19 protein-coding genes are annotated in these 23,585 nt (G+C 70.1%); 7 read left to right on the top strand and 12 right to left on the bottom strand.

The features are described from left to right. Positions 1 to 17: 17 nt before the first annotated feature. From gmd to wbaP, 3 genes are read right to left on the bottom strand one after another with little or no spacing between them, the layout of a single operon-like run. Complete coding sequence (gene gmd, locus JNX00_RS21810) at positions 18 to 1,169, bottom strand: GDP-mannose 4,6-dehydratase (protein ID WP_204743681.1); 1,152 nt, start codon at positions 1,167 to 1,169, stop codon at positions 18 to 20. Beyond that, positions 1,166 to 2,167: a GDP-L-fucose synthase gene (locus tag JNX00_RS21805; protein WP_204743680.1), complete on the bottom strand. Its 1,002-nt coding sequence runs from the start codon at positions 2,165 to 2,167 to the stop codon at positions 1,166 to 1,168. Before JNX00_RS21805 ends, gmd begins: the two co-directional genes overlap by 4 nt. After that, positions 2,167 to 3,741: an undecaprenyl-phosphate galactose phosphotransferase WbaP gene (wbaP, locus tag JNX00_RS21800; RefSeq protein ID WP_070399775.1), complete on the bottom strand. Its 1,575-nt coding sequence runs from the start codon at positions 3,739 to 3,741 to the stop codon at positions 2,167 to 2,169. The genes JNX00_RS21805 and wbaP overlap by 1 nt, the downstream gene beginning before the upstream one ends. A 348-nt stretch (positions 3,742 to 4,089) precedes the next feature. Between wbaP and JNX00_RS21795 the strand changes: the two genes are divergently transcribed. Continuing rightward, positions 4,090 to 4,530: a helix-turn-helix domain-containing protein gene (locus JNX00_RS21795; RefSeq protein WP_070399776.1), complete on the top strand. Its 441-nt coding sequence runs from the start codon at positions 4,090 to 4,092 to the stop codon at positions 4,528 to 4,530. A gap of 116 nt (positions 4,531 to 4,646) precedes the next feature. Here JNX00_RS21795 and JNX00_RS21790 read toward each other — a convergent pair whose 3' ends face one another. From JNX00_RS21790 to JNX00_RS21760, 7 genes are all read right to left on the bottom strand, one after another. Continuing rightward, positions 4,647 to 5,120: a hypothetical protein gene (locus JNX00_RS21790; RefSeq protein ID WP_204743679.1), complete on the bottom strand. Its 474-nt coding sequence runs from the start codon at positions 5,118 to 5,120 to the stop codon at positions 4,647 to 4,649. 61 nt (positions 5,121 to 5,181) lie between these two features. After that, the gene (locus tag JNX00_RS21785; RefSeq protein ID WP_204743678.1) at positions 5,182 to 7,041 is read right to left on the bottom strand and encodes a carboxypeptidase-like regulatory domain-containing protein; all 1,860 of its coding nucleotides are present in this window, start codon (positions 7,039 to 7,041) and stop codon (positions 5,182 to 5,184) included. A 105-nt stretch (positions 7,042 to 7,146) separates the two neighbouring features. Beyond that, the gene (locus JNX00_RS21780) at positions 7,147 to 7,956 is read right to left on the bottom strand and encodes a hypothetical protein (protein WP_204743677.1); all 810 of its coding nucleotides are present in this window, start codon (positions 7,954 to 7,956) and stop codon (positions 7,147 to 7,149) included. 7 nt (positions 7,957 to 7,963) lie between these two features. After that, complete coding sequence (locus JNX00_RS21775; protein WP_070399780.1) at positions 7,964 to 8,434, bottom strand: hypothetical protein; 471 nt, start codon at positions 8,432 to 8,434, stop codon at positions 7,964 to 7,966. After that, positions 8,431 to 9,087 carry a hypothetical protein gene (locus JNX00_RS21770; RefSeq protein ID WP_204743676.1) on the bottom strand — a complete coding sequence of 219 codons (657 nt, stop codon included), beginning with the start codon at positions 9,085 to 9,087 and terminating at the stop codon, positions 8,431 to 8,433. The genes JNX00_RS21775 and JNX00_RS21770 overlap by 4 nt, the downstream gene beginning before the upstream one ends. Positions 9,088 to 9,253: 166 nt before the next feature. Continuing rightward, entirely contained in the window at positions 9,254 to 9,853 is a 600-nt protein-coding gene (locus JNX00_RS21765) for a hypothetical protein (RefSeq protein WP_204743675.1), read from the bottom strand. A gap of 351 nt (positions 9,854 to 10,204) precedes the next feature. Further along, a complete protein-coding gene (locus JNX00_RS21760) occupies positions 10,205 to 10,699 on the bottom strand; it encodes an Lrp/AsnC family transcriptional regulator (RefSeq protein ID WP_070399876.1) in 495 nt (164 codons plus the stop codon). Positions 10,700 to 10,876: 177 nt separating this feature from the next. Here JNX00_RS21760 and JNX00_RS21755 point away from each other — a divergent pair, with 177 nt between their 5' ends. From JNX00_RS21755 to JNX00_RS21735, 5 genes are all read left to right on the top strand, one after another. Then, positions 10,877 to 14,500 carry an indolepyruvate ferredoxin oxidoreductase family protein gene (locus JNX00_RS21755; protein ID WP_204743674.1) on the top strand — a complete coding sequence of 1,208 codons (3,624 nt, stop codon included), beginning with the start codon at positions 10,877 to 10,879 and terminating at the stop codon, positions 14,498 to 14,500. Between the two features lie 91 nt (positions 14,501 to 14,591). Next, positions 14,592 to 14,909, top strand: coding sequence for a preprotein translocase subunit YajC (gene yajC / locus JNX00_RS21750; protein WP_070399784.1), 318 nt, complete (start codon positions 14,592 to 14,594; stop codon positions 14,907 to 14,909). Positions 14,910 to 15,029: 120 nt separating this feature from the next. Beyond that, positions 15,030 to 16,913 carry a protein translocase subunit SecD gene (gene secD, locus JNX00_RS21745; protein ID WP_070399785.1) on the top strand — a complete coding sequence of 628 codons (1,884 nt, stop codon included), beginning with the start codon at positions 15,030 to 15,032 and terminating at the stop codon, positions 16,911 to 16,913. Positions 16,914 to 16,934: 21 nt separating this feature from the next. Next, complete coding sequence (gene secF, locus JNX00_RS21740) at positions 16,935 to 17,885, top strand: protein translocase subunit SecF (protein WP_204743673.1); 951 nt, start codon at positions 16,935 to 16,937, stop codon at positions 17,883 to 17,885. A gap of 95 nt (positions 17,886 to 17,980) precedes the next feature. Then, positions 17,981 to 20,416, top strand: coding sequence for a DUF1631 family protein (locus JNX00_RS21735; RefSeq protein WP_204743672.1), 2,436 nt, complete (start codon positions 17,981 to 17,983; stop codon positions 20,414 to 20,416). Between the two features lie 24 nt (positions 20,417 to 20,440). On the opposite strand, the gene dprA is transcribed toward JNX00_RS21735, so the two are convergent. Together dprA and JNX00_RS21725 are read right to left on the bottom strand one after the other, a co-directional pair. Continuing rightward, positions 20,441 to 21,547: a DNA-processing protein DprA gene (gene dprA / locus JNX00_RS21730; RefSeq protein ID WP_204743671.1), complete on the bottom strand. Its 1,107-nt coding sequence runs from the start codon at positions 21,545 to 21,547 to the stop codon at positions 20,441 to 20,443. A 5-nt stretch (positions 21,548 to 21,552) separates the two neighbouring features. Then, positions 21,553 to 22,785: a LysM domain-containing protein gene (locus JNX00_RS21725; protein WP_204743670.1), complete on the bottom strand. Its 1,233-nt coding sequence runs from the start codon at positions 22,783 to 22,785 to the stop codon at positions 21,553 to 21,555. A 273-nt stretch (positions 22,786 to 23,058) separates the two neighbouring features. Between JNX00_RS21725 and def the strand changes: the two genes are divergently transcribed. Beyond that, positions 23,059 to 23,580 carry a peptide deformylase gene (def, locus tag JNX00_RS21720; RefSeq protein WP_070399790.1) on the top strand — a complete coding sequence of 174 codons (522 nt, stop codon included), beginning with the start codon at positions 23,059 to 23,061 and terminating at the stop codon, positions 23,578 to 23,580. Positions 23,581 to 23,585 lie beyond the last annotated feature (5 nt).

Raw genomic sequence — 23,585 nt, 5'->3', positions numbered from 1 at the left:
GCCGTGCGTCCGCTGGGTCAGTGCTCGCCGGACACCGCCACGGCGTAGCCGTGGGTCTTGAGCAGGGCGTGGCGGCGGGCCTGCGCCAGGTCGGCGGCCACCATCTCCGTCACCATCTCGCGCAGGGCGATCCGCGGCACCCAGCCCAGCGAGGCCTTGGCCTTGGCGGGGTCGCCCAGCAGCGTCTCCACCTCGGTGGGGCGGAAGTAGCGCGGGTCCACCTGCACGATCACCTGGCCCGGCCGCAGCGCCGGCGCCTGGTCGCCCTCGACGGCCTGCACGATGGCCCGCTCGTTCGCGCCCTCGCCCTCGAAGCGCAGGCTGATGCCCAGTTCGCGCGCGGCCATGTCGATGAACTGGCGCACGCTGTACTGCACGCCGGTGGCGATGACGAAGTCCTCGGGCCGTTCCTGCTGCAGCATCATCCACTGCATGCGCACGTAGTCCTTGGCGTGGCCCCAGTCGCGCAGCGAATCGAGGTTGCCCATGTACAGGCAGCGCTCCAGTCCCTGCGCGATGTTGGCCAGGCCGCGCGTGATCTTGCGGGTGACGAAGGTCTCGCCGCGGCGCGGGGACTCGTGGTTGAACAGGATGCCGTTGCAGGCGTACATGCCGTAGGCCTCGCGGTAGTTCACCACGATCCAGTACGCGTAGAGCTTGGCCACGGCGTAGGGGCTGCGCGGGTAGAAGGGCGTGGTTTCCTTCTGCGGGATCTCCTGCACCAGGCCGTACAGCTCGGAGGTGCTGGCCTGGTAGAAGCGCGTTTTCTTCTCCAGCCCGAGGATGCGGATGGCCTCGAGCAGGCGCAGCGTGCCCATGCCGTCCACGTCGGCGGTGTACTCGGGGCTCTCGAAGCTCACCGCCACGTGGCTCTGCGCGCCGAGGTTGTAGACCTCGTCGGGCTGCGTTTCCTGCACGATGCGGATCAGGTTGCTGGTGTCGCTCAGGTCGCCGTAGTGCAGGTGGAAGCGGGCGTCGTCGATGTGCGGGTCCTGGTAGATGTGGTCCACCCGCTGGGTGTTGAACTGGCTGCTGCGGCGCTTGATGCCGTGCACGACGTAGCCCTTGTCGAGCAGCAGCTCGGCGAGGTAGGAGCCGTCCTGGCCGGTGACGCCGGTGATGAGGGCGACGCGGGGCTTGGCGTGGGGGAGGGGCGGGTTGGTGGTCATAGCGCGGCGATCGGCAATTGGCGGAGGGCGGTGGTCTGGAGGAAGTCCTGGTAGGTCAGTGCCAGTCCCTGGGGCAGGTCGACCTGGGCCCGCCAGCCCAGGCTGTGCAGGCGGTCGCTGTTCATGAGCTTGCGCGGCGCGCCGTCGGGTTTTCTGGCGTCGAAGCCGATGCGGCCCTTGAAGCCCACGACGCGGGCGATGCCGTGCGCGAGTTCGGCGATGCTCAGGTCCGACCCCGAGCCCACGTTGATGTGGCTGAGCATGGGCTGCGTGTGCTGCGCGTAGCGGGCCTTGGGCAGGTTCATGACGTGCACGCAGGCGGCGGCCATGTCGTCGACGTAGAGGAACTCGCGCAGCGGCGCGCCGCTGCCCCAGATGGCGACCTCGGGCGCGTCGATCTCCTTCGCTTCATGGAAGCGGCGGATCAGCGCGGGGATGACGTGGCTGTTGTCCGGGTGGTAGTTGTCGCCCGGCCCATACAGGTTGGTGGGCATGACGCAGCGGTAGTCCACGCCATGGCTGGCACCGAACTGGCGGTTGTAGCTTTCGCACAGCTTGATGCCGGCGATCTTGGCCACCGCGTAGGGCTCGTTGGTGGGCTCCAGCGGCCCGGTGAGCAGGGCCTGCTCGCTCATGGGCTGGGGCGCCAGCCGGGGGTAGATGCAGCTGGAGCCGAGGAACAGCAGCTTCTGCACGCCGTTGCAGAACGCGGCCTCGATCACGTTGGCCGCGATCATGAGGTTCTGGTAGATGAAGTCGGCGGGGAAGACGTTGTTGGCGTGGATGCCGCCGACCTTGGCCGCGGCGAGGTACACCTGCTTCGGCTGGGTCCGCGCGAAGAAGGCGCGCACGGCGGCCTGGTCCGTCAGGTTGAGCTCGGCGTGCGTGCGGGTGAGCAGGCGGCTGGCCGGGTGGCCGGCGGCGAGCAGCCGGCGCACGATGGCGGAGCCGACCATGCCGCGGTGGCCCGCGACGTAGATGCTGTCGGGTGTGTTCATCAGCAAGCGCCTTCCTGTCTGAGAACCACGCGCACGGTGCGCAGCATGATCACGAGGTCGTACCAGAGCGACCAGTTGCGCACGTACCAGAGGTCCATGTTGATGCGGTGTTGAAAGGTGCTGGCGCTGCGGCCGCTGATCTGCCACAGGCCGGTGATGCCGGGGCGGGCCTTGCCGTAGGCGGCGATGCTCTTGCCGTACTCGCCGAGCTCGCGGGCCAGCAGCGGCCGCGGACCGACCAGGCTCATCTCGCCGCGCAGCACGTTGATGAGCTGGGGCAGTTCGTCGATGCTGGTGCGTCGGATCAGGCGGCCGATCGGGGTGACCCTGGGGTCGTTGGCCAGCTTGAAGTTGCTGGCCAGGTACTGCACGTAGAGCTTCTCGTTCTCGGTTTTCCAGCGCTCCAGCGCGGCGTCGGCGTCCATCACCATGCTGCGGAACTTGATGAAGTCGAACAGCTGGCCGTCCACGCCCACGCGCTTCTGCACGAAGAAGACCGGGCCGGCGTCGTCGCGCTTGATGCGCCAGGCGACCCAGGCCAGCAGCGGCGCCAGCAGCACCAGCAGGGTGGCCGCGCCCACGATGTCGAGCGCGCGCTTGAGCACCTGCGGGCCGCGGCGGTTGAGGTTGTTGCGGGCACGCAGCAGCAGCACGTCGTGGCTGAAGAAGTGCGAGACCTCCATGCCGTAGATGGGCAGGCCGCCGAGTGCGGGCACCATGACGAGGTCGTCGCGGGTGAGCATGAGCTCCTGCGCGAGTTCGCGCAGCCAGTTGTTGTCGCGCAGGCCCAGCACCCCCACCAGCTGGTGGGGCCCGGGCCGCGCGAGGAAGTCGCGCACGCCGGGCGTGAGCGCCGTGGGCGCGACCACGTGCCCGCCGGCGAGCTTGACCAGCCGCGCGCCGGGGTCGGGGCAGACGACGGCCACCGGCCGGTAGCCCAGCAGGGGCTCGCTGGCCAAGGCGGCGGCGGCCTTCTCGACGTCGCCAGGGTGGCCGATGAGCACGTAGGGTTGCGTGAGCAGGCCGGCGCGCAACAACAGGCCGCGCACCGCCAGGCGGGCCAGCGGCAGACAGATGAACACCAGGCCCCAGGTGGCGCCGGTCCACAGGCGGGAGAGCGGCCACTTGGCGAGGTAGATGACCATGGCGTCGAGCAGGGCCGCGAGCACGATCACCTGGATCAGCTGGCGCGCTTCGTCCCACCAGGGTTTGCGGCGGTGCGCTGTGTAGTGGCCCTGCACGGTCCACATCCAGCTCACCATGGCCACGGCGATGGCGGCGAACAGGGTGAGGCGCAGGTGGCCGTTGGCGGCCCACCAGACGTTCATGGCCTGCGAGAGGCTCACCTCGTCGCGAAGCCACGCCGGCAGGCGCCCGGCGATGAAGCACAGGCCGAGCACGCACAGGTCGGTGAGCACCAGCCAGGCCCTGACCTGTTGTTCGCGCCGGCCGAGGTCGGCCCAGGGCGCGAGGCTGTGGGCGAGGTCGTGTTCGGTGTGGAGCGGGACGACGACGCCCGGTCCGCCTTGCGCGGATCGGCGCCTCTCCAGCCCTTGGGCGTGCGCGCGGGCCATGTCAGGGCCCACCGCGGATGCTGGGGTTGGACGGGCGCGCCCTGTGTGGGTGCTTGGTATGCACCTGGAGGGCGCATGGCAAAGGCTGGCGGCTGAAGCACGGCATGCATGACTCCCTGCGTGTCGGGGTGGTTGGGGGGTAAGGCGCGGACAGGCGGGGCCCGCGCTCGCCAATTCATTCTTGGAGCCCGCCCCTGGGCCGCATGTAACGAAGCTTGAGTTGCGCCGCGTGATGCATGCGACCGATACCCGCGCAGAAATTCGTTCGCGCGCATCGGTGTACAGCGCGCCAGAATTGATTGAACTTATGCCCGCGAGAAGGGCTCAGTCGCCCAGGAGGTAGCCAAGATGCGGGTGGCTGAAGCGATCGAGACGGATGCGAAAACCGAGCGCGAATTGCGCGCGCTGTCCAAGGGGCGGCGCGTGCAGGCCCGCGTGCAGCAGCGCGCCCGGCTGATCCTGCTGGCGGCGCAGGGCTGGCGCAACAAGGACATCGCCGAGGAGGTGAAGCTCGATCGGCGCCAGGTGGCCTTGTGGCGCCGGCGCTTCATCGAGGGTGGCGTCCAGGCCTTGCTGCAGGACGCGCCGCGTTCGGGGCGCGCGCCGAGCGTGACCGCCGCGGTCGAGTGGTACGTGTTGCGCGCGACGCGGGACGAGCAGCCGGCTGCGGGCACGAACTGGAGCACGCGCAGCCTGGCGGCTTACCTGGGTCTCAGCGCCACGACCGTGCGCCGGGTGTGGCAGCGCCACGGCATCGCGCCGCACCTGTCCGCGCGCCCCCGCCGATAAGTACAGAACAGATTGGCGCAGCCGCGCCGCGAGGCCACGCTCGAATGCGTGATCGGGGCGTGAGGCTTACATCCCGACACGGCGTTTCGTGGGCGAACGGCCACGGCGCGCGGGGATCAGATGGCCGAGATGTCGGTCTGCACCGGCCAGTGCAAGGCGCTGGCCTGGCTGTCGCGGGTGCCGAAGCGGTGCTGCAGCAGCACCGTGTATTGCCCCGGGCGGGTGCCGCAGAGGCGGTAGCCGTCGACCGTGGGGCTGAGCTGGACGCCGCTGTTCGGGTCGGCCTGCAGCTCCCAGGTGCCGAGTTGGGGCGCGGCGCGGCGCAGCGAGACACAGAACCCGTGCTTCAGGTTGGATAGCACCACCAGGCGCTGCTGGGCACTGGCCTCGCCGCCGGCGGAGGCGTCGAGCTGGTGCGGGTGGCTGTTCTCCAGCACGCGCATCACCGGCGGAATGACGATGCGGAAGTCCAGCGCGGCACTGGCATTGCCCCGCGATGCCCACGCGCTGTCGCCCATGCCGGTGGCCGGCGCCAGCAGCAGCGCGCAGGCGGCCGCGGCGGGCAGGAACGGGCGAAGGGGGGTGGACATGCACCCCTTATCGTGCTTTTGGGCCCGAACTTGAATGGGGCGAGGCCCCGTTCGTCAGCGCTTATTCATTGCGCTGCACCGGGAGGCTCACCGACACGCTCTCGCGCCGGCGCACCTCCAGCAGGGCCTGGCCCTTGTCGACCACGCCCCAGGGCAGCGGCAGGCTGTCGTTGCGCACGCTGAGCGTGCGCGGCCCGCTGGCCACGAAGGGGAATTCGAAGCGGCCCTGGCTGTCGGTGCGCACGGCGTAGCGGTTGTCCAGGTAGACGGTGGCGTTGGGCACGCCGGCCTCGCTGGCCTCCTGCGTGCCGTTGCGGTTGGTGTCGAAATACACCGTGCCTTCGATGCGCCCGCCGCCGTCGGCCGCGCGCCCGCCCAGGGGCACGCTGCGGCTGCCGGCCTCGAACTCGTAGCGCAGCAGCACGTAGAACGAGCGGTCCGAGTCCGGCACGGTGAGCGGCAGGAAGGGCGCCAGCGGGTCCAGCGACGGCGCGAGGCGGCTGCGGCCGGTGGAGCGGTTGTAGTGGGCTTCCAGGCTCCAGCGCGGGTCGATGCGCCAGTTGGCGCTCAGGTTCAGGCTGTGGCGCGACTGACCGTTGTCGCCGCGCTCGGTGGCGAGGTTGCCGCGCAGGCCGGCGCGGTTGCCCAGCGGCGCGGACAGGCTCAGCGCGGCGTTCCAGGCGTTCTCGGCGGGCTGGGCCTGGACGGCGTCGTAGTTTCGCAGGCCGAGGCTGGTGGAGACCGCCCAGCCCTGTTGCGTGGCCCACTCCTGGTCCCAACTCAGCCAGCGCGAGTCGGGCTCGCCCTGGCCGTGCGTGAGTTCCAGGCGCAGGCCGGTGGTGCCCCAGCCATTCTGGAAGCGCCAGTCGCCCCAGGTGCTCCAGGCGTCGCCGTCGAAGCGGCGCAGCGTGGCGCCGGCGCCCAGGCTGTGGTCGCGGTTGAGGCGCCAGCGGGCCGAGCCGGTGGCGAAGGTGCCGCTGCCGCTGCGCCCGCTGAGGGAGTCGAGCCAGTCGATGGAGCCCTCGGCCGACCACTGCCGCGTGCGCCAGGCCGTGCGCGCGTAGGCGCCGACCAGGTCGTTGGCCATGGGCAGGTTCGCCCAGCTCAGGTCCGGCTGCAGGCGGTAGGCGCCCAGGCCGTGGGTGCGCGGGCCGTCGTCCCATTCGCCGTCGAACCAGAAGCCGCTGCGCGAGCCGCTGAACTGGCTGGAGCGGGTGCTCATCAGCTGGCCCTGCAGGCGGTAGCCGGCGTCTTCGCGCCGCAGGGCCAGCAGGGTGGAGTCGGCGTTGACGGTGTCGCTCGGCTGAGCGGGGGTGTCCAGCACCGACACGCGCCGCCCGTCCTCGTGGCGCAGGGCGAGCGTCCAGCCCTGGGTGGCCAGCGGGTTGGCCTCGTCGGCGCCGAGGCGCCACTGGCCGCCGAAGGCCGTGCGCTGGCCGGGCAGGCGGCGAAAGCCGTTGGCCGGCAGGAAGTCGAGCCGGCCGGGTTCGCCGGTGCTGGCCTGCAACTGCAGGCCGCGGCCCGGGTTCTCCCACTCGGCGCTGGCGCCCTGCAGCAGCGCGCTGGGCACGAACACGCGCGCCGGCAGGCGCAGGATGCCCGGCATGGGCGGGTTGATCACGCCCAGTTCGTGGCTGGCCAGCCAGCCGCCGTCCAGCGGCATGGCGCGCTGGCGCAGCGTCAGCGTGCCGCTGCTGTCGGCCGGGGTGTAGGTGCCATCGATGGACAGGCTGCCGTGGTTGGGCGTTTCCAGCAGGCCGTACAGGCCGTAGCCGATGCGGGTGCGGCGCTGCTGGTCGAAGGGCAACGAGCCCACGCGCGCCTCCAGCCGCAGGTAGCGCGGCCAGCCGTCGCGGTCGTAGGGATAGTCGGCGGCGGTGTCCGCCGGTTCGGGCGGCAGGTTCTCGATCACGCGGTCCACGTAGGGCGCGGCGCCGCCGGCGGGCGGGGCCTCGCCGGTCTGGGCGCCCAGCCAGGGCGCCCAGGAGAATCAGCAGGCCGAGGCGCGGACGCGGCATCGGGGCCTTCACGGCGCGAAGCGGGCGTCCAGCGGCAGGCGGTTCTTGCCCCACTCCAGTTGGCCCTTGACCGTCAGCGGAAAGTGCAGCTCGGGCGCGGGCTTGCCGTTCTCCGGCACCGGGAGGATCGCCACCGAGCGGGTCTCGCCCGGCAGGATGGGCAGGTCGGCCGGCGCCATTTCCACGCGCGTGCCGCGGGCGTCGGTGCCGTTGACGAAGCCCTCCAGCCGGCCATGGGCGTTGCCGCTGTTGCGCACGTCGACCACGGCGGTGGGCTGGCCTTGCACCGTGACCACGCGCGTGCCGGTGATGGCCAGCTGCGGCGCGGCGTCGCCGACGCTGGCGTAGACGATCACGCCGATGCGCCCGCCCACCGGGAAGTTCAGGTCGCCCTGCACGCGCGTGGTGTCCAGGCCTTCGATCATCAGCGCGAAGCGGCACTCGCGCGCCGGCGTGCCCGGCGGCGGCGCGATCTCGAAGCGGTAGCGGTAGCGCGCGCCGGGTTCGATGGTGAGCTCGCGCCGCTCGATCGCCACCCAGGGGCGGCAGCTGTCGGGTGCCAGGGCGTCGCTGAAATCCACCGACTGGTCGGCGCGCAGGCTCCAGTCGTTCGTGTAGAGGCGGTAGCTGCCCTTCTGCAGGCCCGCGTGCTGGATCTCCACCACCTGGCGCGAGGCCTCGCCGGCCTTGAGCTGCAGCTCGAAGCGGGGCGGCGTGATGTAGGCGGCGAAGCCCTGCGCCCCGGCGGGGACGGTCTGGAGGGCGAGTGCGCCGGCCCCGGCGGCGAGCAGCAGGCGTGTCAAGGAGGCGATGCGCATGGGGCGTTCAGTCCACGTCCAGTTCGAAATGGAAGTCCAGGCGGCGGCTGTTGGCGGTCCAGTCCGGGTTGGCGCGCAGGTGCACCTGCAGTTGGTCCTGCAGCGTCGGGCCGGGGATGGGGCCGGCGTACACCAGGGCCCTCTCGCCGGACAGCAGCCGCCCGGCCTGCAGCCGGCCCTGGGTGGTCCAGACGGCCTCGACGCGGGAGGCCTGGTCCGAGGGCAGCACCATGTAGACGCGGCCGCTGCGGCCGGCCCACTGGCGGGTGTCGATGCGCACGTTCACGCGCAGCCAGGCCTCCATGCCCTGCCCGAAGGGCTGGCCGGGCTTGAGCGGCAGCCACTGCATCTGCACATTGGGCGGAACGGTGTAGCTCTGGGAATCGTCCAGGCGGTGCGGGTTGGCCGCCGCCGGCAGGGCCAGCGTGGCGCCCAGCAGGGCGCTGGCCAGGCGGGCCCGTGGGCGCGCGCGGCTCATGGCGCGCTCAGGGTGTAGGTCACCCGCCCGTTGTAGGTGCCCGCCGCGCGCACGGCGTTGTTGGCGTAGCTGAAGCTATGGCAGTTCTCGATGTAGGTGTTGCCGGGCACCGTGGCGAGGGTCTGCGTGGCGCCGCTGAAGGTGCCGGCGGGAATCACGTTCGGCACACCGCTGCCCGGGGCCGAGACGGTCCAGCTGATTTCGGTGAAGGGGATCGTGTCGCCCGCGGCGCTGGTGAGGCTGGCGGGCGAGGTGACGCCGAGCGTGGCGCTGGCCGAGCCGCCGTTGCGGCGGTAACCGGCGCCCACCATCACCTGGCTGGACGGCGTCGGGCAGGTGTTGTTGCCATCGCCGTACAGGCTGGTGGACTGGGTGCTGTCGCTGGTCATGGCCAGGTCGGTGCCGTTGCCCAGCTGGGCCGCCGGCACCGTGACCTGCACCAGGTTGATCGCGCCGTTGGTGCCCGTGGCGCCGTTGAAGTTGCCGCTGGCGTTGCTCACCGAACCATTGCCCACGTGCAGGAACAGGCGGCGGCTGCCGGAATTGATGTTCAGCGACCAGGCGTGGGCGGTGGCCATTTCCGCCAGGCCCAGCAGCAGCAGGCCAGCACCGACGGCGGTTCTCAGGGGGCTCGAGGGCGCGGCGCGCGGCATGGTGTCTCGGGACCTAGGGCTTCCGGGGCGGCTCGTCGAGCGTCCCATCGGGGTGGCGGATCGGGTGGGGAGGCCGGGCGAAGGGGATGGTGTGTCCCCTTCGTTCGCCGGCGCAGGCCGGGGCCTGGTGTCACAGGGGGCTGAGCCTGCGGCCGGGCCCGCGCCTTCAGGGCATGGACGCGGTGTAGGTCACGCGGCCGTTGCTGGTGCCGTAGGTGCCGGGGGCCACCACGGCCGAGTTGGCGTAGCTGAAGGTCCAGTTGGCCGAGCGGTCCGTGACCTTGGTGCCGGAGGACAGGGAGACGTTGCTCGCCGCGCCCGCGCCGGTGTTCGGGATGACCGGGCTGGGCAGCGTGGCGGCCTGGTTGCTGGTGGCGGTGATCTCGGACCAGGCGATGGTGTCGGCGCTGGCGTTGGTCAGGGCGCCGGTGGTGGAGGCCGCCAGCGTGATCTGGCCGTTGTTGCCGATCACGCGCACCGGCACCACGTTGCCGGTGATGGTGCCGGCCGCCGCACCGGTGCCGACGGCCGCCGGGTTGGCGGTGTAGTCGAACGTGACCGTGTCGATGGTGGTGTTGTTGGCCGGGGTGGCGGCGGCGGCGCCGGTGCCCACGCCCAGGAACAGCACGCGCGGCACGATGACGCGGAAATCCAGGCGGGCGGCGGCGTTGCCGGCGCCGGTGACCAGCTGGGATTCGGCGGACGCCATCAGGGGGGTGGCCAGGGCCAGGGCCAGGGCCGAGCGGAGCAGCAGGGAGTTCTTCACAAGGGTTCCTTCAAATTTGAAAGACTGAGTACTTTGTGGCGTACCACTTTGGTTCGACGTTGGGCCGAATGCTAGGCGCGGAAACTCCCTGTGACAATTCATCAGATAGGAAAAAGTCACGTTTTTCAAGCACTTGAGGCACATAGGTGACTTAGCGGTCGAAATTCGGCCACAAATGGACGATTGTTTTGCTTAAGTTTTGTCTGGTATTGCCGTGTGCGTACCTTTGCCCGGCAGGCCATCAGAACAAAGGCAGCGTGGCGCCGGCCGGGGCGCGGGGCGTCGGCTTTTGATCGGGCGGCGCCTTTTCAGGGCCCAGGGCGGCCGGGGCCATGCCCAGGCGTTAGGTCTTTAGGCCGAGTGCTTGGGCAGGGTCGCAAAGTGGCTCAGGGGCAGCGCGCCGCCCGCCTTGACCTCCCCCAGGGAGAAGCTGGTGTGCAGGTCCTTGACGTTGGGCAGGTTGAGCAGGACCTCGCGTGCGAAGGCGCTGAAGTGGTGCAGGTCGCGGCTCACCACCTGCAGCTCGAAGGTGCCGGAGCCGCTGATGTAGTGGCAGGCCACCACCTCGGGGATGGCGCGGATGGCCTGTTCGAGCTGGCGCGTGGTGTCGCCGTTGTTGCGGTCGGCGTCCAGCCGCACGAAGGCCAGCACCCCCAGGCCGAGCTTGTCGCGGTCCAGCACGGCGCGGTAGCCCTGGATGAAGCCCCGCTCTTCCAGTGAGCGCACGCGCCGCCAGCAGGGCGCCGGCGACAGGCCCACGCGCTGCGCGAGCTCTGCGTTGGTGAGCCGGCCATCGGCTTGCAGTTCTTGCAGGATCGAGAGGTCAAACTTGTCCAGTGTTTCCATGATGGGCGGAATGAAGAAATATTCTTTCTGAATGATGCAAATTCCGGGCATGAAAAGCAAACACCTATCGGAAGCTGGGGCATACACTGCGCGGCAGACTGGGGGCCGGTCCCTACCCGGGGCCGGCCCCCGCACGCCTGCGTCCACGAGACGCCCCGCCCACGAAGGAGACAGAACATGAACGCGCCGCTGCCCGAGCACATCCGCCAGGCCCTGGAAACCGTCACCCTGGACGACAAATACACACTGGACCACGGCCGCGCCTTCATGAGCGGGGTGCAGGCCCTGGTGAAGCTGCCCATGCTGCAGCGCCAGCGCGACGCGCTGATCGGCAAGAACACGGCGGGGTTCATCAGCGGCTACCGCGGTTCGCCGCTGGGGGGCTATGACCAGTCCCTGCAGAAGGCGGCGCCGCACCTCAAGAAGCAGAACATCGTCTTCCAGCCCGGCGTGAACGAGGAGCTGGCGGCCACGGCGCTGTGGGGCACGCAGCAGCTGGGCTTCGCGCCCCCGGGCACGAACCGCTTCGATGGCGTCTTCGGCATCTGGTATGGCAAGGGCCCGGGCGTGGACCGCTGCTCCGACGTGTTCAAGCACGCCAACATGGCCGGCACCAGCCCCTGGGGCGGCGTGATCGCTGTGGCCGGCGACGACCACGTGGCCAAGAGCTCCACCGCCGCGCACCAAAGCGACCACATCTTCAAGGCCTGCGGCCTGCCGGTGTTCTTTCCGGCCAGCGTGCAGGAGATCCTGGACCTGGGCCTGCACGCCTTCGCCATGAGCCGCTTCTCGGGCGTGTGGACGGGCATGAAGACCATCCAGGAGATCGTCGAATCGAGCTCCACCGCGCTGATCGACCCCGAGCGCGTGCAGATCGTGATCCCCGAGTTCGAGATGCCACCCGGCGGCCTGCACATCCGCTGGCCCGACCACGCGCTGGAGCAGGAGGCCCGCCTGTTCGACCACAAGTGGTACGCGGCCCTGGCCTACGTGCGCGCCAACAAGCTCAACCACAACGTGGTGGCCGGACCCAACGACCGCTTCGGCGTCATCGCCAGCGGCAAGGCGTACAACGACACGCGCCAGGCGCTGGTGGACCTGGGCCTGGACGACGCCACCTGCCGCCGCATCGGTTTGCGCTTGCACAAGGTGGCGGTGGTGTGGCCGCTGGAGGCTCAGACCACGCGCGAGTTCGCCACCGGCCTGCGCGAGATCCTGGTGGTGGAGGAAAAGCGCCAGGTCATCGAGTACCAGCTGAAGGAAGAGCTGTACAACTGGCGGCCCGACGTGCGCCCCAACGTGCTCGGCAAGTTCGACGAGTCCGAGGACGATTTCAGCGGCGGCGAATGGTCGCGCCCCAACCCCAGCGCCAACACCCTGCTGCGCGCCAAGGCCGACCTCAATCCGGCGCTGATCGCGCGCGCCATTGCCAGGCGCCTGAAGAAGCTGGGCAATGTGCCCGAGGACGTGATGGCGCGCATCGACGCGCAGCTGGCCATCCTCGACGCCCAGGAGCGCTCGCTGCAGACCCTGTTGACCCAGGGCGTGCCCGGCGCCGAGCGCCAGCCCTGGTTCTGCTCCGGCTGCCCGCACAACACCAGCACCAAGGTGCCCGAGGGCTCGCGCGCCATGGCCGGCATCGGCTGCCACTTCATGAGCATCTGGATGGACCGCGCCACCGTGGGCTTCACCCAGATGGGCGGCGAGGGCGTGCCCTGGGTGGGTCAGCAGCCCTTCAGCACCGACAAGCACATGTTCGCCAACCTCGGCGACGGCACCTACTTCCACTCGGGCATCCTGGCGATCCGCCAGAGCATCGCCTCGGGCGTGAACATCACCTACAAGATCCTCTACAACGATGCCGTGGCCATGACCGGCGGCCAGCTTGTTGGCGAGCGCCACGGCGAGGAAGGAAGCCTGTCGGCTTCGGGCCACAGCGTGGTGCAGATCGCGCAGAGCATGCGCGCCGAGGGGGTGAAGAAGATCACCATCGTCACCGACGAGCCCGACAAATACGACGGCGTGACGGGCATTCCCGAGGGCATCGCCATCCAGCACCGCGACACGCTGGACGCCGTGCAGCGCGAGTTCCGTGAGATCGAGGGCACCACGGTCATCATCTACGACCAGACCTGCGCCACCGAAAAACGCCGCCGCCGCAAGCGCGGCACCATGGCCGAGCCGAACCAGCGCGTGGTCATCAACGAGCTGGTGTGCGAGGGCTGCGGCGACTGCGGCGAGAAGTCCAACTGCCTGTCGGTGGAGCCGCTGGAGACGCCCTTCGGTCGCAAGCGCCAGATCAACCAGAGCACCTGCAACAAGGACTTCTCCTGCGTGAACGGCTTCTGCCCGAGCTTCGTGACGGTGGAGGGCGGCCAGCTGCGCAAGAAGAAGGGCGCGGCCAAGGTCGGGTGGGAGGGCGGCGCGCTGCCGCACCCGACGTTGCCAGCGCTGGGCCACGACGCCTGGGGCATCATCGTCGCCGGCGTGGGCGGCACGGGCGTCATCACCATCGGCCAGCTGCTGGGCGTGGCCGCGCACCTGGAAGGCAAGGGCATCGTCACGCAGGACGCGGCGGGCCTGGCGCAAAAGGGCGGCGCCACTTGGAGCCACGTGCTGATCGGCGACTCGCAGGAGCGCATCCGCACCACCCGCGTCTCGGCCGCCTCGGCCGACCTGGTCATCGGCTGCGACCCGATCGTGGCCGCCAACAAGGAAACCTGGCAGCGCCTGCGCGAAGGCCGCACGCACGTGGCCGTGAACAGCAGCGCCACGCCCACGGCGGCCTTCGTGAAGAACCCCGACTGGCTCAGCCCTGCGCAGGCCTGCGTGGACACCCTGGTCAACCACCTGGGCCATCAGGCGGTGGGCGTGGTGGACGCCGAGCACCTGGCCACCCGCCTGCTCGGCGACAGCCTGTACACCAACCCGCTGATGCTGGGCTACGCCTGGCAGAAGGGCTGGATCCCGCTGGGCCAGGCCGCACTGATGCGCGCGATCGAGCTCAACGCTGTGGCGGTGGAGCAAAACAAGGCCGCCTTCGAATGGGGCCGCCGCGCCGCGCACGACCTGCCGGCCGTGCTGGCCGCCAGCGGTCTGGCCGGTCCGGCCGCGCAGGTCATCCAGTTCCAGCCGCGCGAGACGCTGGAGCAGCTCATCGCCCGCCGGGCCGATTTCCTCACCGGCTACCAGAACGCGGCCTACGCCCGCGAATACCGCGACTTCGTCGAGCGCGTGCGCCAGGCCGAGTCGCAGGCCCTGGGCAAGACCGCGCTGAGCGAGGCTGTGGCGCGTTCGCTGTTCAAGCTCATGGCCTACAAGGACGAGTACGAGGTGGCGCGCCTGCACACAGACGCCGCCTTCCACGACAAGATCGCGGCCCAGTTCGAGGGCGACTTCTCGCTCAAGGTGCACCTGGCGCCGCCGCTGTTCGCCAAGAAGAACGAGCGCGGCGAGCTGGTCAAGCGGCCCTACGGTCCTTTCATGTTCACGGCCTTCCGCTGGCTGGCGAAGTTCAAGGGCCTGCGCGGCGGCGCGCTCGATCCCTTCGGCCGCACCGCCGAGCGCCGCATGGAGCGCGCCCTGATCGCCCAGTACCGCGCCGACGTCGAGGCCCTGCTGTCCGGGCTCACGCCCGACAGCCAGGCGCTGGCGCTGGAGATCGCGCGGTTGCCCGAGCAGATCAAGGGCTTTGGCCACGTGAAGGAGCGCCACGCCCAGGCCGCCGCCGCGCGGCGCGAGGCGCTGCTGGCGCGCTGGCGTGAAGGCGCCACCGCGGCGCCGGCGCGCCAGGCCGCCTGACGCGGCGGCGGCTTCAGCGGCTGAGAAACCCGCCTCTGTCAAGGGGGCGGCATACAATCGCCGGTTGTTCTGAACCCGCTGGAGACCGCCTGTGTTGATTTCCCCCGCCTACGCCCAAGCCGCCTCTGGCGGCACCGAGTCCACCCTGCTGGGCCTGCTGCCCCTGGTGCTGATGTTCGTGGTGCTGTACTTCGTGATGATCCGCCCGCAGCTCAAGCGCCAGAAGGAGCACAAGGCCATGATCGAGGCCGTGGCCAAGGGCGACGAGATCGTCACCGCCGGTGGCTTCCTCGGCAAGGTGTCCAAGATCGGCGACACCTACATCGGCGTGGAACTTGCCGCCGGCCTGGAAGTCCAGATGCAGCGCACCGCCGTCGTGCAGGTGCTGCCCAAGGGCACGATCAAGTAAACCCCGCACGGGCCGGCCGACACCGGCCCGTGGCCCCGTCAAGGGGGCCACGCGAGCGGACCGGCGCAGGCCGGTCCGTCGCGTTTCTGACCAAGACCTCGCGAGCGCCGAAGGCCCTGTATGAACCGATACCCGCTGTGGAAGTACGCGATCATCGTGATCGCCCTGCTGGTTGGCGCGATCTACGCGCTGCCCAACCTGTTCGGCGAAGCGCCGGCGGTGCAGGTGTCGGCGGCCAAGGCCACGGTGCGCGTGGACACGGGCACGGTCGCGCGGGTCGAGCAGGCGCTGTCGGCGGCCTCGATCACCCCCAGCGCGCTCTCGCTCGAAGGCAGCTCGGTGCGCGCGCGCTTCGATGACACCGATACCCAGCTGAAGGCGCGCGACGCCATCGACCGCGCGCTCAACACCGACGCCGCCGATCCCAGCCACGTGGTGGCGCTGAACCTGGTGCCGCGCACGCCGGCCTGGCTGTCGGCCCTGCACGCCCGGCCCATGTACCTGGGCCTGGACCTGCGCGGCGGCGTGCACTTCATGCTGCAGGTGGACATGAAGGCCGCCCTGGAGCGCCGCGCCGATGTGCTGGCCACCGACCTGCGCAACGCCCTGCGCGAGAAGAACATCCGCCACGGCGGCATCCAGCGCAGCGGCCAGACCATCGAGCTGCGCGTGCGCGACGAGGCCACGCGCAACGCGGTGGTCGACCTGGCGCGGGCGCAGTTCACCGAGCTGGTGTTGACCGAGACGGCCGAGGGCAGCGACACCCGCATCACCGCGACCATCCGCCCCGAGGCCGCGCGCGCGGTTCAGGATCAGGCGCTTAAGCAGAACATGACCACCCTGCACAACCGGATCAACGAGCTCGGCGTGGCCGAGCCGGTGATCCAGCAGCAGGGCGCCGACCGCATCGTGGTGCAGTTGCCCGGCGTGCAGGACACCGCCAAGGCCAAGGACATCCTGGGCCGCACCGCCACGCTGCAGGTGCGCCTGGTCGACGAAAGCGCCGACGGCCTGGCCGCCGAGCGCGGCACCGGGCCCGTGCCTTTCGGCTCCGAGCGCTACCTGGAGCGCAGCGGCCGCCCCGTCATCGTCAAGCGCGAGGTGCTGCTCACCGGCGAGAACCTCACCGACGCACAGGCCGGCTTCGACGGCCAGTCCCACGAGCCCGCGGTGCACCTCACGCTCGACAGCAAGGGCTCGCGCATCTTCCGCGACGTCACGCGCGACAACGTGGGCAAGCGCATGGCCATCATCCTGTTCGAGAAGGGCAAGGGCGAGGTCGTGACGGCGCCCGTGATCCGCACCGAGATCGGCGGCGGGCGCGTGCAGATTTCCGGCGCCATGACCACCATGGAGGCCAGCGACACCGCGCTGCTGCTGCGCGCCGGCTCGCTGGCCGCGCCGATGGAGATCATCGAGGAGCGCACCATCGGTCCCAGCCTGGGCGCCGAGAACATCTCCAAGGGCTTCCACAGCGTGACCTGGGGCTTCGTGGTGGTGGCGGCTTTCATGTGCGTCTACTACATGATGTTCGGCGTGTTCTCCGCCATCGCGCTGGGCTTCAACGTGCTGCTGCTGGTGGCCGTGCTGTCCATGCTGCAGGCCACGCTCACCCTGCCCGGCATGGCGGCCATGGCGCTGGCGCTGGGCATGGCCATCGACGCCAACGTGCTCATCAACGAGCGGGTGCGCGAGGAGCTGCGCCGTGGGGCCACGCCGCAGGCGGCCATCAACGCGGGCTACGACCGCGCCTGGGCGACGATCTTCGACTCCAACGTCACCTCGCTGATCGCGGGCCTGGCGCTGCTGCTGTTCGGCTCGGGTCCGGTGCGCGGCTTCGCCGTGGTGCACTGCCTGGGCATCCTCACCAGCATGTTCTCCGCCGTGTTCTTCTCGCGCGGCCTGGTGAACTTTTGGTACGGCCGCCAGAAGAAGCTCAAGTCCATCTCCGTCGGCACGGTGTGGCGCCCCGAGGGCGACGCCACCCCCGCCAAGGCCGACTGACCCCCGCACCCGGAGCCCACGATGGAGTTCTTCCGCATCCGCCGCGACATCCCGTTCATGCGGCACGCGATCGTGCTGAACGCGATCTCGTTCATCACTTTCCTGCTGGCCGTGTTCTTCCTCGTGACGCGCGGCCTGCACCTGTCGGTGGAATTCACCGGCGGCACCGTGGTCGAGGTGGCCTACGAGCAGCCGGCCGACCTCGCCGCCGTGCGGCGCGTGGTCGAGGATCTGGGCTACCTCGAGGTGCCCGTGCAGAACTTCGGCAGTTCGCGCGACGTGCTGCTGCGCCTGCCCGCCGTGCAGGGACAAAGCTCCGGCCAGCAGGCCGAGGCCCTGTTCGCCGCGCTCAAGGCCCAGAACCCGGCCGTCACGCTCAGCCGCACCGAGTTTGTCGGGCCGCAGGTGGGCGAGGAGCTGCTGCACAACGGCCTGATCGCCCTGGCCCTGGTGATCGGGGGCATCATCATCTACTTGGCCGTCCGCTTCGAATGGAAGTACGCGGTCTCGGCCATCATCGCCAACCTGCACGATGTGGTCATCATCCTGGGCTTCTTCGCCTTCTTCCAGTGGGAGTTCTCGCTGGCCGTGCTCGCGGCCACGCTGGCGGTGCTGGGCTACTCGGTCAACGAATCGGTGGTCATCTTCGACCGCATCCGCGAGACCTTCCGGCGCCAGCGCAAGATGACGCCCCAACAGGTGGTGGACCACGCCATCACGTCTACCATCAGCCGCACCATCATCACGCACGGCTCGACCCAGATCATGGTGCTGTCCATGCTGCTCTTCGGCGGCCCCACGCTGTTCTACTTCGCCCTGGCGCTGACCATCGGCATCCTGTTCGGCATCTATTCCTCGGTGTTCGTCGCGGCGGCCATGGCCTTGTGGCTGGGCATCAAGCGCGAAGACCTGGTCAAGCCAACCAAGAGCGAAGGCGATCCGGACGACCCGAACGCCGGCGCCGTGGTGTAGTCCGTGGCGTAGTTGCCATACCAAGCCCGCCCAACGGCGGCGTCCAGGGGTTTCGCGGGCATGGAACGCAGGGTCTTCGTGTCATACTGAAAAACATGGTGTCGCCTTCCCAACCGACGGGGTTTGCCCTTGCCCAGCAGGCGCGTGAGCGCCATGTGCTGCACGTGGGGCGGTCCCTGCCGGACCTGGCCAAGGCCATCGAACAGCGACTCACCGTCCTGCTCGACCAGCCGGGCACCTCGAGCGACGTGCAGATCCGCCGCGACACCTGGGCGGCCTTCAAGAAGCGCCAGACCATCTGGGTCGAGGACTGCCGCAACGCGCTGCGCAAGAACCTGGCCGCCCGCGCCGGCCTCACCGAACCCGCCAGCCTCTCGGGCCAGCTCGAACTGGTGACCGAAGGCGCCATCGACGATCAGATCCTGGCCTCGCGCATGGCCATGCGCGTGCTCGACAAGACCTCGTCCGAACTCAATGACCTGCGCCTGCGGGTGCAGCACCTGGAGCGGCGCACCGAGCTCTCCAAGAGCGACATCCTGCTGCCCGACGTGCTGGCGCGGCTGCTGGTCGAGCAATGGAAATCCGCCGGGCTTGAGCGCGAGGGCCTGGGTCTGGTCCAGGACCACATCGCGCCCATGCTGGGCGCCATCCTGCTCGATGGGTACAAGGCCGCCAATGGCCACCTCGTGGCCAACGGCGTGATGGAAAAGATCGACCTGCAGGCGCTGGTGCGCCGCAGCCCGTCCGGCACCACGGCGCCCGCGCCGCCCACCACCCGGCCGGGCGCGCCTGGCGGGCCCACCACGGGCGGTGGGCTGCACACCCCGTTCCGGCGGGTGCAGGAGCCGGGCCGCCCGGGCGGCCCCGGCGCGGGGCCCGCCAGCCAGGCGGGCGGTGCCAGCGGCCTGTCCGGCCATGGCCAGGTCCACACAGGGGGCCGATCCGCCCCGCACAGTGGCTACCCCGGCTCCTCCGGCATGGGCGTGAACGACGAAACGCGCATGCTCACCGGCACCTCGCCCCTGGCGCGCGCGCGCATGCGGGCCCAGGGCGTGGTGGGCCGTCTGCGGCGCATGCTGATCGACCGCGTGGGCCCCGAGTTCGAGGCAACCGAGATCCTGCCGCCCTCGCCCGCGCTGCAGCAGGTCATGGCGCGCCAGGTGTCCTTTCCCAGCACCGGTTCCGGGCTGGGCGGGGTGGCGCCCACCGGCGGCGGTGCGGTGTACGTGGATGCGGGCACGGTCGAGCGCACGGCGGTGGCGCTGCGCGAACGCACCCAGGAGCTCAAGCAGGCCGCGTCCACGCCCACCGAGAAGGCCACCATCGAGGTGGTGGCGCTCATGTTCCAGGCCATCCTGGCCGAAGAGCGCATCCCGCCGAGTGTGCGCGTGTGGTTCGCCCGCCTGCAGATCCCCGTGCTGCGCGTGGCCCTGGCCGAACCCGAGTTCTTCAGCGCCCTGCAGCATCCCGCGCGCCGGCTGATCGACCGCATGGGCTCCTGCGTGATGGGGTTCGAATCCAACGTCGGCTCCGTCGCGCTGGAGGCCGAGATCAAGCGCGTGGTGCAGGTGATCGAGCAGTACCCGGAGACCGGGCGCCGCGTGTTCCAGCTCGTCTACGACGAGTTCCAGAAGTTTCTGTCCACCTACCTGAGCGAGCAGAGCAGCGCCAGCCGCTTCGTCAGCGTGGCCCAGCAGGTCGAGCAGAAGGAAACGCTGTCGGTGCAATACACCATCGAGCTGCGCAAGCTGCTCGACGATGTGCCGGTGCGCGCCGAGGTGCGCGACTTCCTCTTCAAGGTCTGGGTCGACGTGCTGGCCGTGGCCAGCGTCAAGCACGGCGTCAAGCACCCGGACACGCAGGCGCTCAAGCAGGCCGCGTCCGACCTGCTGTGGGCGGCCAGCGCCAAGCCCAGCCGCGACGACCGCGCGCGCGTCATCCAGCAGCTGCCGGGCATCCTGCAGCGGCTGCGCCAGGGCATGGCCCTGCTCGGTTTTCCGCAAGGCCTGCAGGACCAGCACATCAAGTCGGTGAGCGACACGCTGGCCGACGCCTTCATGTCGCGCACCGAGTCGATCGCGCAAAGCCAGCTCGACGCCCTGTCCAAGCGCCTGGCCAACCTCGAGGACTACCTGCCCGAGGGTGGCGTGGGCGATTTCGACCTCAACGCCGACAGCATCGAGCTCATCACTGGTGTGGACGCGAGCAACATCGAGGTCATCAACCAGGGCGGCAGCCAGCCCAACGAGGCCATGCGCGCCTGGGCGGTGGAGCTGCAGATCGGCGCCTGGTTCGGCCTGGACCACAACGGCAAGCTGGTCAGCGTGCAGCTCGCCTGGCGCAGCCAGCATGGCCAGCTCTACCTGTTCGTGAGCAACGCGGGGCGCTGCTTCCTCATGCCCGCCTCGCGCGTGGCGGCTTACCTTCAGGCGGGCCTGCTGGTGCCGAGCGAGGACGAAACGCTCACCGTGCGCGCCACGCGCGAGGCGCTGGCCAAGCTCGACGCCAACCCCGAGCGCCTGCTGGCCTGAGGCCCGCGCCCAAGGGGCGCCGGTTCAGCCTTGCGCGACGCGCTGCAGCAGGCCGCCCGGCAGGCGTGCCACCAGACCCTGCAACTCCAGTTCGAGCAGCCGCGCCTGCAGCGCGCTGGTCGGCAGGCCGGTGCGCGCGAGCAGGTCGTCCAGGCCCACGGGGTCGTGGCCCAGGGCGCTGAGCAGGCCGTCGTCCGCTCCGCCGACGGGCAGGGGCGAGGCTTCCTCGGCCGCGCGGGGGGCCGGATCCGCCAGCCGCAGTTCTTCCAGCACGTCCTGCGCCGACTCCACCAGCTTGGCGCCCTGGCGGATCAGCGCATGGCAGCCGCGCGACTGTGGCGCATGGATGGAACCGGGGATGGCGAACACCTCCCGCCCCTGCTCGCTCGCCAGCCGCGCGGTGATCAGCGAGCCCGACTGCAGCGCGGCTTCGACCACCAGCGTGCCCATCGACAGGCCCGCGATCACGCGGTTGCGCTGCGGGAAGTGGTGTGCCAGCGGCGGCGTGCCCAGGGGGTACTCGCTGATCAGGGCGCCCTGGGCGACGATGCGGTGGGCCAGGTCGCGGTGGCGGCTGGGGTACACGCGGTCGAGGCCGGTGCCCACCACCGCCAGCGTGAAGCCGCCCGCGCGCAGCGCGCCCTCGTGCGCGGCGCCGTCGATGCCCAGGGCCAGCCCCGACACGATGGTCAGGCCGGCGGCCGCCAGCGACTGCGCGAAGGCCTGCGCGTTTTGCGCGCCCTGCGGCGTGGGGTTGCGGCTGCCGACGATGGCCAGCCGTTGCGCGTGCGACAGCGCGTCCAGGCGCCCGTGCACGAACAGCACCAGCGGTGGGTCGGCCGTGTCCAGCAGCGAGGCGGGGTAGCGCGGGTCGGCCAGGGTGATCGCGTGGCGCTCGCCGCCCTGTGCCAGCCAGCGCTCGTGGGCCAGAACGGTGTCTTCGAAGCCTTCGGCGGGCTGCGCCATGGCCTGGGCCAGGGCCGGCTCCACGACGCGGCCCCAGGTGTCGGGTGCCTGGGCCCAGATGGTTTCGGGCAAACCGAAGGCCGCCAGCAACTGGCGGGCGGTGGTGCGGCCCAGGCCGGGTGTCAGGAGCAGCCGCAGCCAGGCGGCCAGCTCATCACGCGGCATGGGGTTCAGGGGTTGAGGAAGCGGTCGCCCACCTGCACGCCGTCGTCGATCTCGAGCACGATGGCATAGGACACGCGGTCGAAGGTGCGGAACACCATCATGAGGCCGTTGCGCTCGCCGGGCAGGCGGATGTTGGGGCGCGCGGAATCGGTGGTGTCCTTGACGAGGTTGCTCTCGCGCAGGAGGGCCAGCACGTGGCCGGGTTCCAGGCCGTTCTGCTTGCCGCGGTTGATGGTCACCACCATGTTCTGGGCCGCGTAGTTCACGGCATTGCCGTACACGGAGACCACGTGGCCGGACTGCGGGCCCTGCGGCGCGCGCGGCACGAAATTGAGGAACTCGCGCGGAGGCTCGGGCAGCAGGCGGTCGCCCACGCGCATTTCCTCCTTTGCGGCGACGATGTCGATGCCGGCCGGCACGATTTCCTCGACCTTGTCGCCCTTGGCGTCCACGCCTTCGCGGCGGCGTTCGTTGGAGACCACGTTGGCCTTGCCCACGTACTGCGCCTCGTAGCCCAGGATTTCGTTGGTGATGGGGTCGCGCAGCGGCGTGGCGTTGCGGAACACGCGGTAGCCGATGGAGCGGCCGTCGACCACGGCCAGGGGGGCGGCGTTGGGCTGCTCGCTGGAGATGGCGCGCGCGTAGGCGCGGTCGCCACGGCTGAGCAGCACGCGGTTTTCCTGCGTGGCCACGATGCGTGGCGCGCGGTTGATCGCGTTCTCGTCGACGATCAGCGGCTCGGTCAGGAAGGATTCGATGGTCTGCAGCGAGATCGGCGGGATCGCCGTGTCGGCCAGCGACTCATAGCGGGTGCGCGGCGAGACCTTGATGGTGCCGGGCTCGCCGCTGCCGCCCGGGCGCGTGCTGAGCGTGGCGCGGCCGTTGGCCTTGATGAGGTACAGCGTCTGCCCCGGGTAGATGCGGTGCGGGTTCTTGATGTCGTCGAGGTTCATGCCCCACAGCTCGGGCCAGCGCCACTGGCTGCGCAGAAAGACACCGGAGATGGCCCAGAGCGTGTCGCCGCTCTTCACGGTGTAGCTGTCGGGGGCGTTGGGCGCCAGTTCGGACAGTGGCACGCCGGCCTGGGCGACCTGGTTGGCGGTGGCGCGCTGGCCGGGGGTGACGGGGTAGCGCTGCTCGGCCGGAATGGGGCCGCTTTGCGCGAGGGCCGCCTGTGCGGCGCAGGCCAGGCCGACGGCGCTGGCGATGGTGGAGATCAGGCGGGTGTTCGATCGCATGTTCGGAGGCCCCTGGGCGGCTGCCGTCGGCCGGTGCGATGACGCCGCGGGAGCCGGCGTCTCAACCACCGCCTGGGGCGCGCGAGTCTTGACAAAACGCGTTTGATTCTGCGCGCAAGCCTTTGATTGCGCAATGTTTATGGCGGCGTGCAATTTCGCGTCGTCGCAAAAGTGGCGAAAATAGCGACACCGGTTTCCGCTCGTCAGCGTGCCACCGCCTGCTGTCGTTCCCGACCCCAACGGAGACCTCTTGAGACCCCGATCCGATCAGTCATGAGCGCCCCCGACACCCTGCCCATCCTGCGCTACCCCGACCCGCGCCTGCACACCGTCGCCCAGCCCGTCGCGGCGGTGGACGAGCGCATCCGCGCGCTCATTCCCCGCATGCTCGCCACCATGTACGAGGCCAACGGCATCGGCCTGGCCGCGACGCAGGTCGACATTCACGAGCGGCTCATCGTCATCGACGTGAGCGAATCGCGCGACCAGCCGCTGGTGCTCATCAACCCGGTGATCGAATGGGCCAGCCCCGAGACGCGCAAGGGCGAAGAGGGCTGCCTGTCGGTGCCCGGCATCTACGACGGCGTGGAGCGCTCCACGGCCGTGCGCGTGCGCGCGCTCGACGGCGAAGGCGCGCAGCGTACGATCGAGGCCGAAGGCCTGCTCGCGGTCTGCATCCAGCATGAAATGGACCATCTCGTGGGCAAGGTTTTTGTCGAGTACCTGTCGCCGCTCAAGCGCAACAGGATCAAATCCAAGCTTGTGAAAGCCCAGCGCGAAGCCCTGCGCGAGTGAGTCCG

Origin of the sequence: Hydrogenophaga sp. YM1 (assembly GCF_016903055.1) — a bacterium.
Classification (GTDB): domain Bacteria; phylum Pseudomonadota; class Gammaproteobacteria; order Burkholderiales; family Burkholderiaceae_C; genus Hydrogenophaga; species Hydrogenophaga borbori.
This window is presented reverse-complemented; position numbering and strand designations above follow the sequence as displayed.

Coding starts and splice junctions, on each gene's coding strand:
- gmd (WP_204743681.1), bottom strand. CDS start 1,169: ATGACCACCAACCCGCCCCTCCCCCACGCCAAGCCCCGCGTCGCCCTC.
- JNX00_RS21805 (WP_204743680.1), bottom strand. CDS start 2,167: ATGAACACACCCGACAGCATCTACGTCGCGGGCCACCGCGGCATGGTC.
- wbaP (WP_070399775.1), bottom strand. CDS start 3,741: ATGGCCCGCGCGCACGCCCAAGGGCTGGAGAGGCGCCGATCCGCGCAA.
- JNX00_RS21795 (WP_070399776.1), top strand. CDS start 4,090: ATGCGGGTGGCTGAAGCGATCGAGACGGATGCGAAAACCGAGCGCGAA.
- JNX00_RS21790 (WP_204743679.1), bottom strand. CDS start 5,120: ATGTCCACCCCCCTTCGCCCGTTCCTGCCCGCCGCGGCCGCCTGCGCG.
- JNX00_RS21780 (WP_204743677.1), bottom strand. CDS start 7,956: ATGCGCATCGCCTCCTTGACACGCCTGCTGCTCGCCGCCGGGGCCGGC.
- JNX00_RS21775 (WP_070399780.1), bottom strand. CDS start 8,434: ATGAGCCGCGCGCGCCCACGGGCCCGCCTGGCCAGCGCCCTGCTGGGC.
- JNX00_RS21770 (WP_204743676.1), bottom strand. CDS start 9,087: ATGCCGCGCGCCGCGCCCTCGAGCCCCCTGAGAACCGCCGTCGGTGCT.
- JNX00_RS21760 (WP_070399876.1), bottom strand. CDS start 10,699: ATGGAAACACTGGACAAGTTTGACCTCTCGATCCTGCAAGAACTGCAA.
- JNX00_RS21755 (WP_204743674.1), top strand. CDS start 10,877: ATGAACGCGCCGCTGCCCGAGCACATCCGCCAGGCCCTGGAAACCGTC.
- secD (WP_070399785.1), top strand. CDS start 15,030: ATGAACCGATACCCGCTGTGGAAGTACGCGATCATCGTGATCGCCCTG.
- secF (WP_204743673.1), top strand. CDS start 16,935: ATGGAGTTCTTCCGCATCCGCCGCGACATCCCGTTCATGCGGCACGCG.
- JNX00_RS21735 (WP_204743672.1), top strand. CDS start 17,981: ATGGTGTCGCCTTCCCAACCGACGGGGTTTGCCCTTGCCCAGCAGGCG.
- dprA (WP_204743671.1), bottom strand. CDS start 21,547: ATGCCGCGTGATGAGCTGGCCGCCTGGCTGCGGCTGCTCCTGACACCC.
- JNX00_RS21725 (WP_204743670.1), bottom strand. CDS start 22,785: ATGCGATCGAACACCCGCCTGATCTCCACCATCGCCAGCGCCGTCGGC.
- def (WP_070399790.1), top strand. CDS start 23,059: ATGAGCGCCCCCGACACCCTGCCCATCCTGCGCTACCCCGACCCGCGC.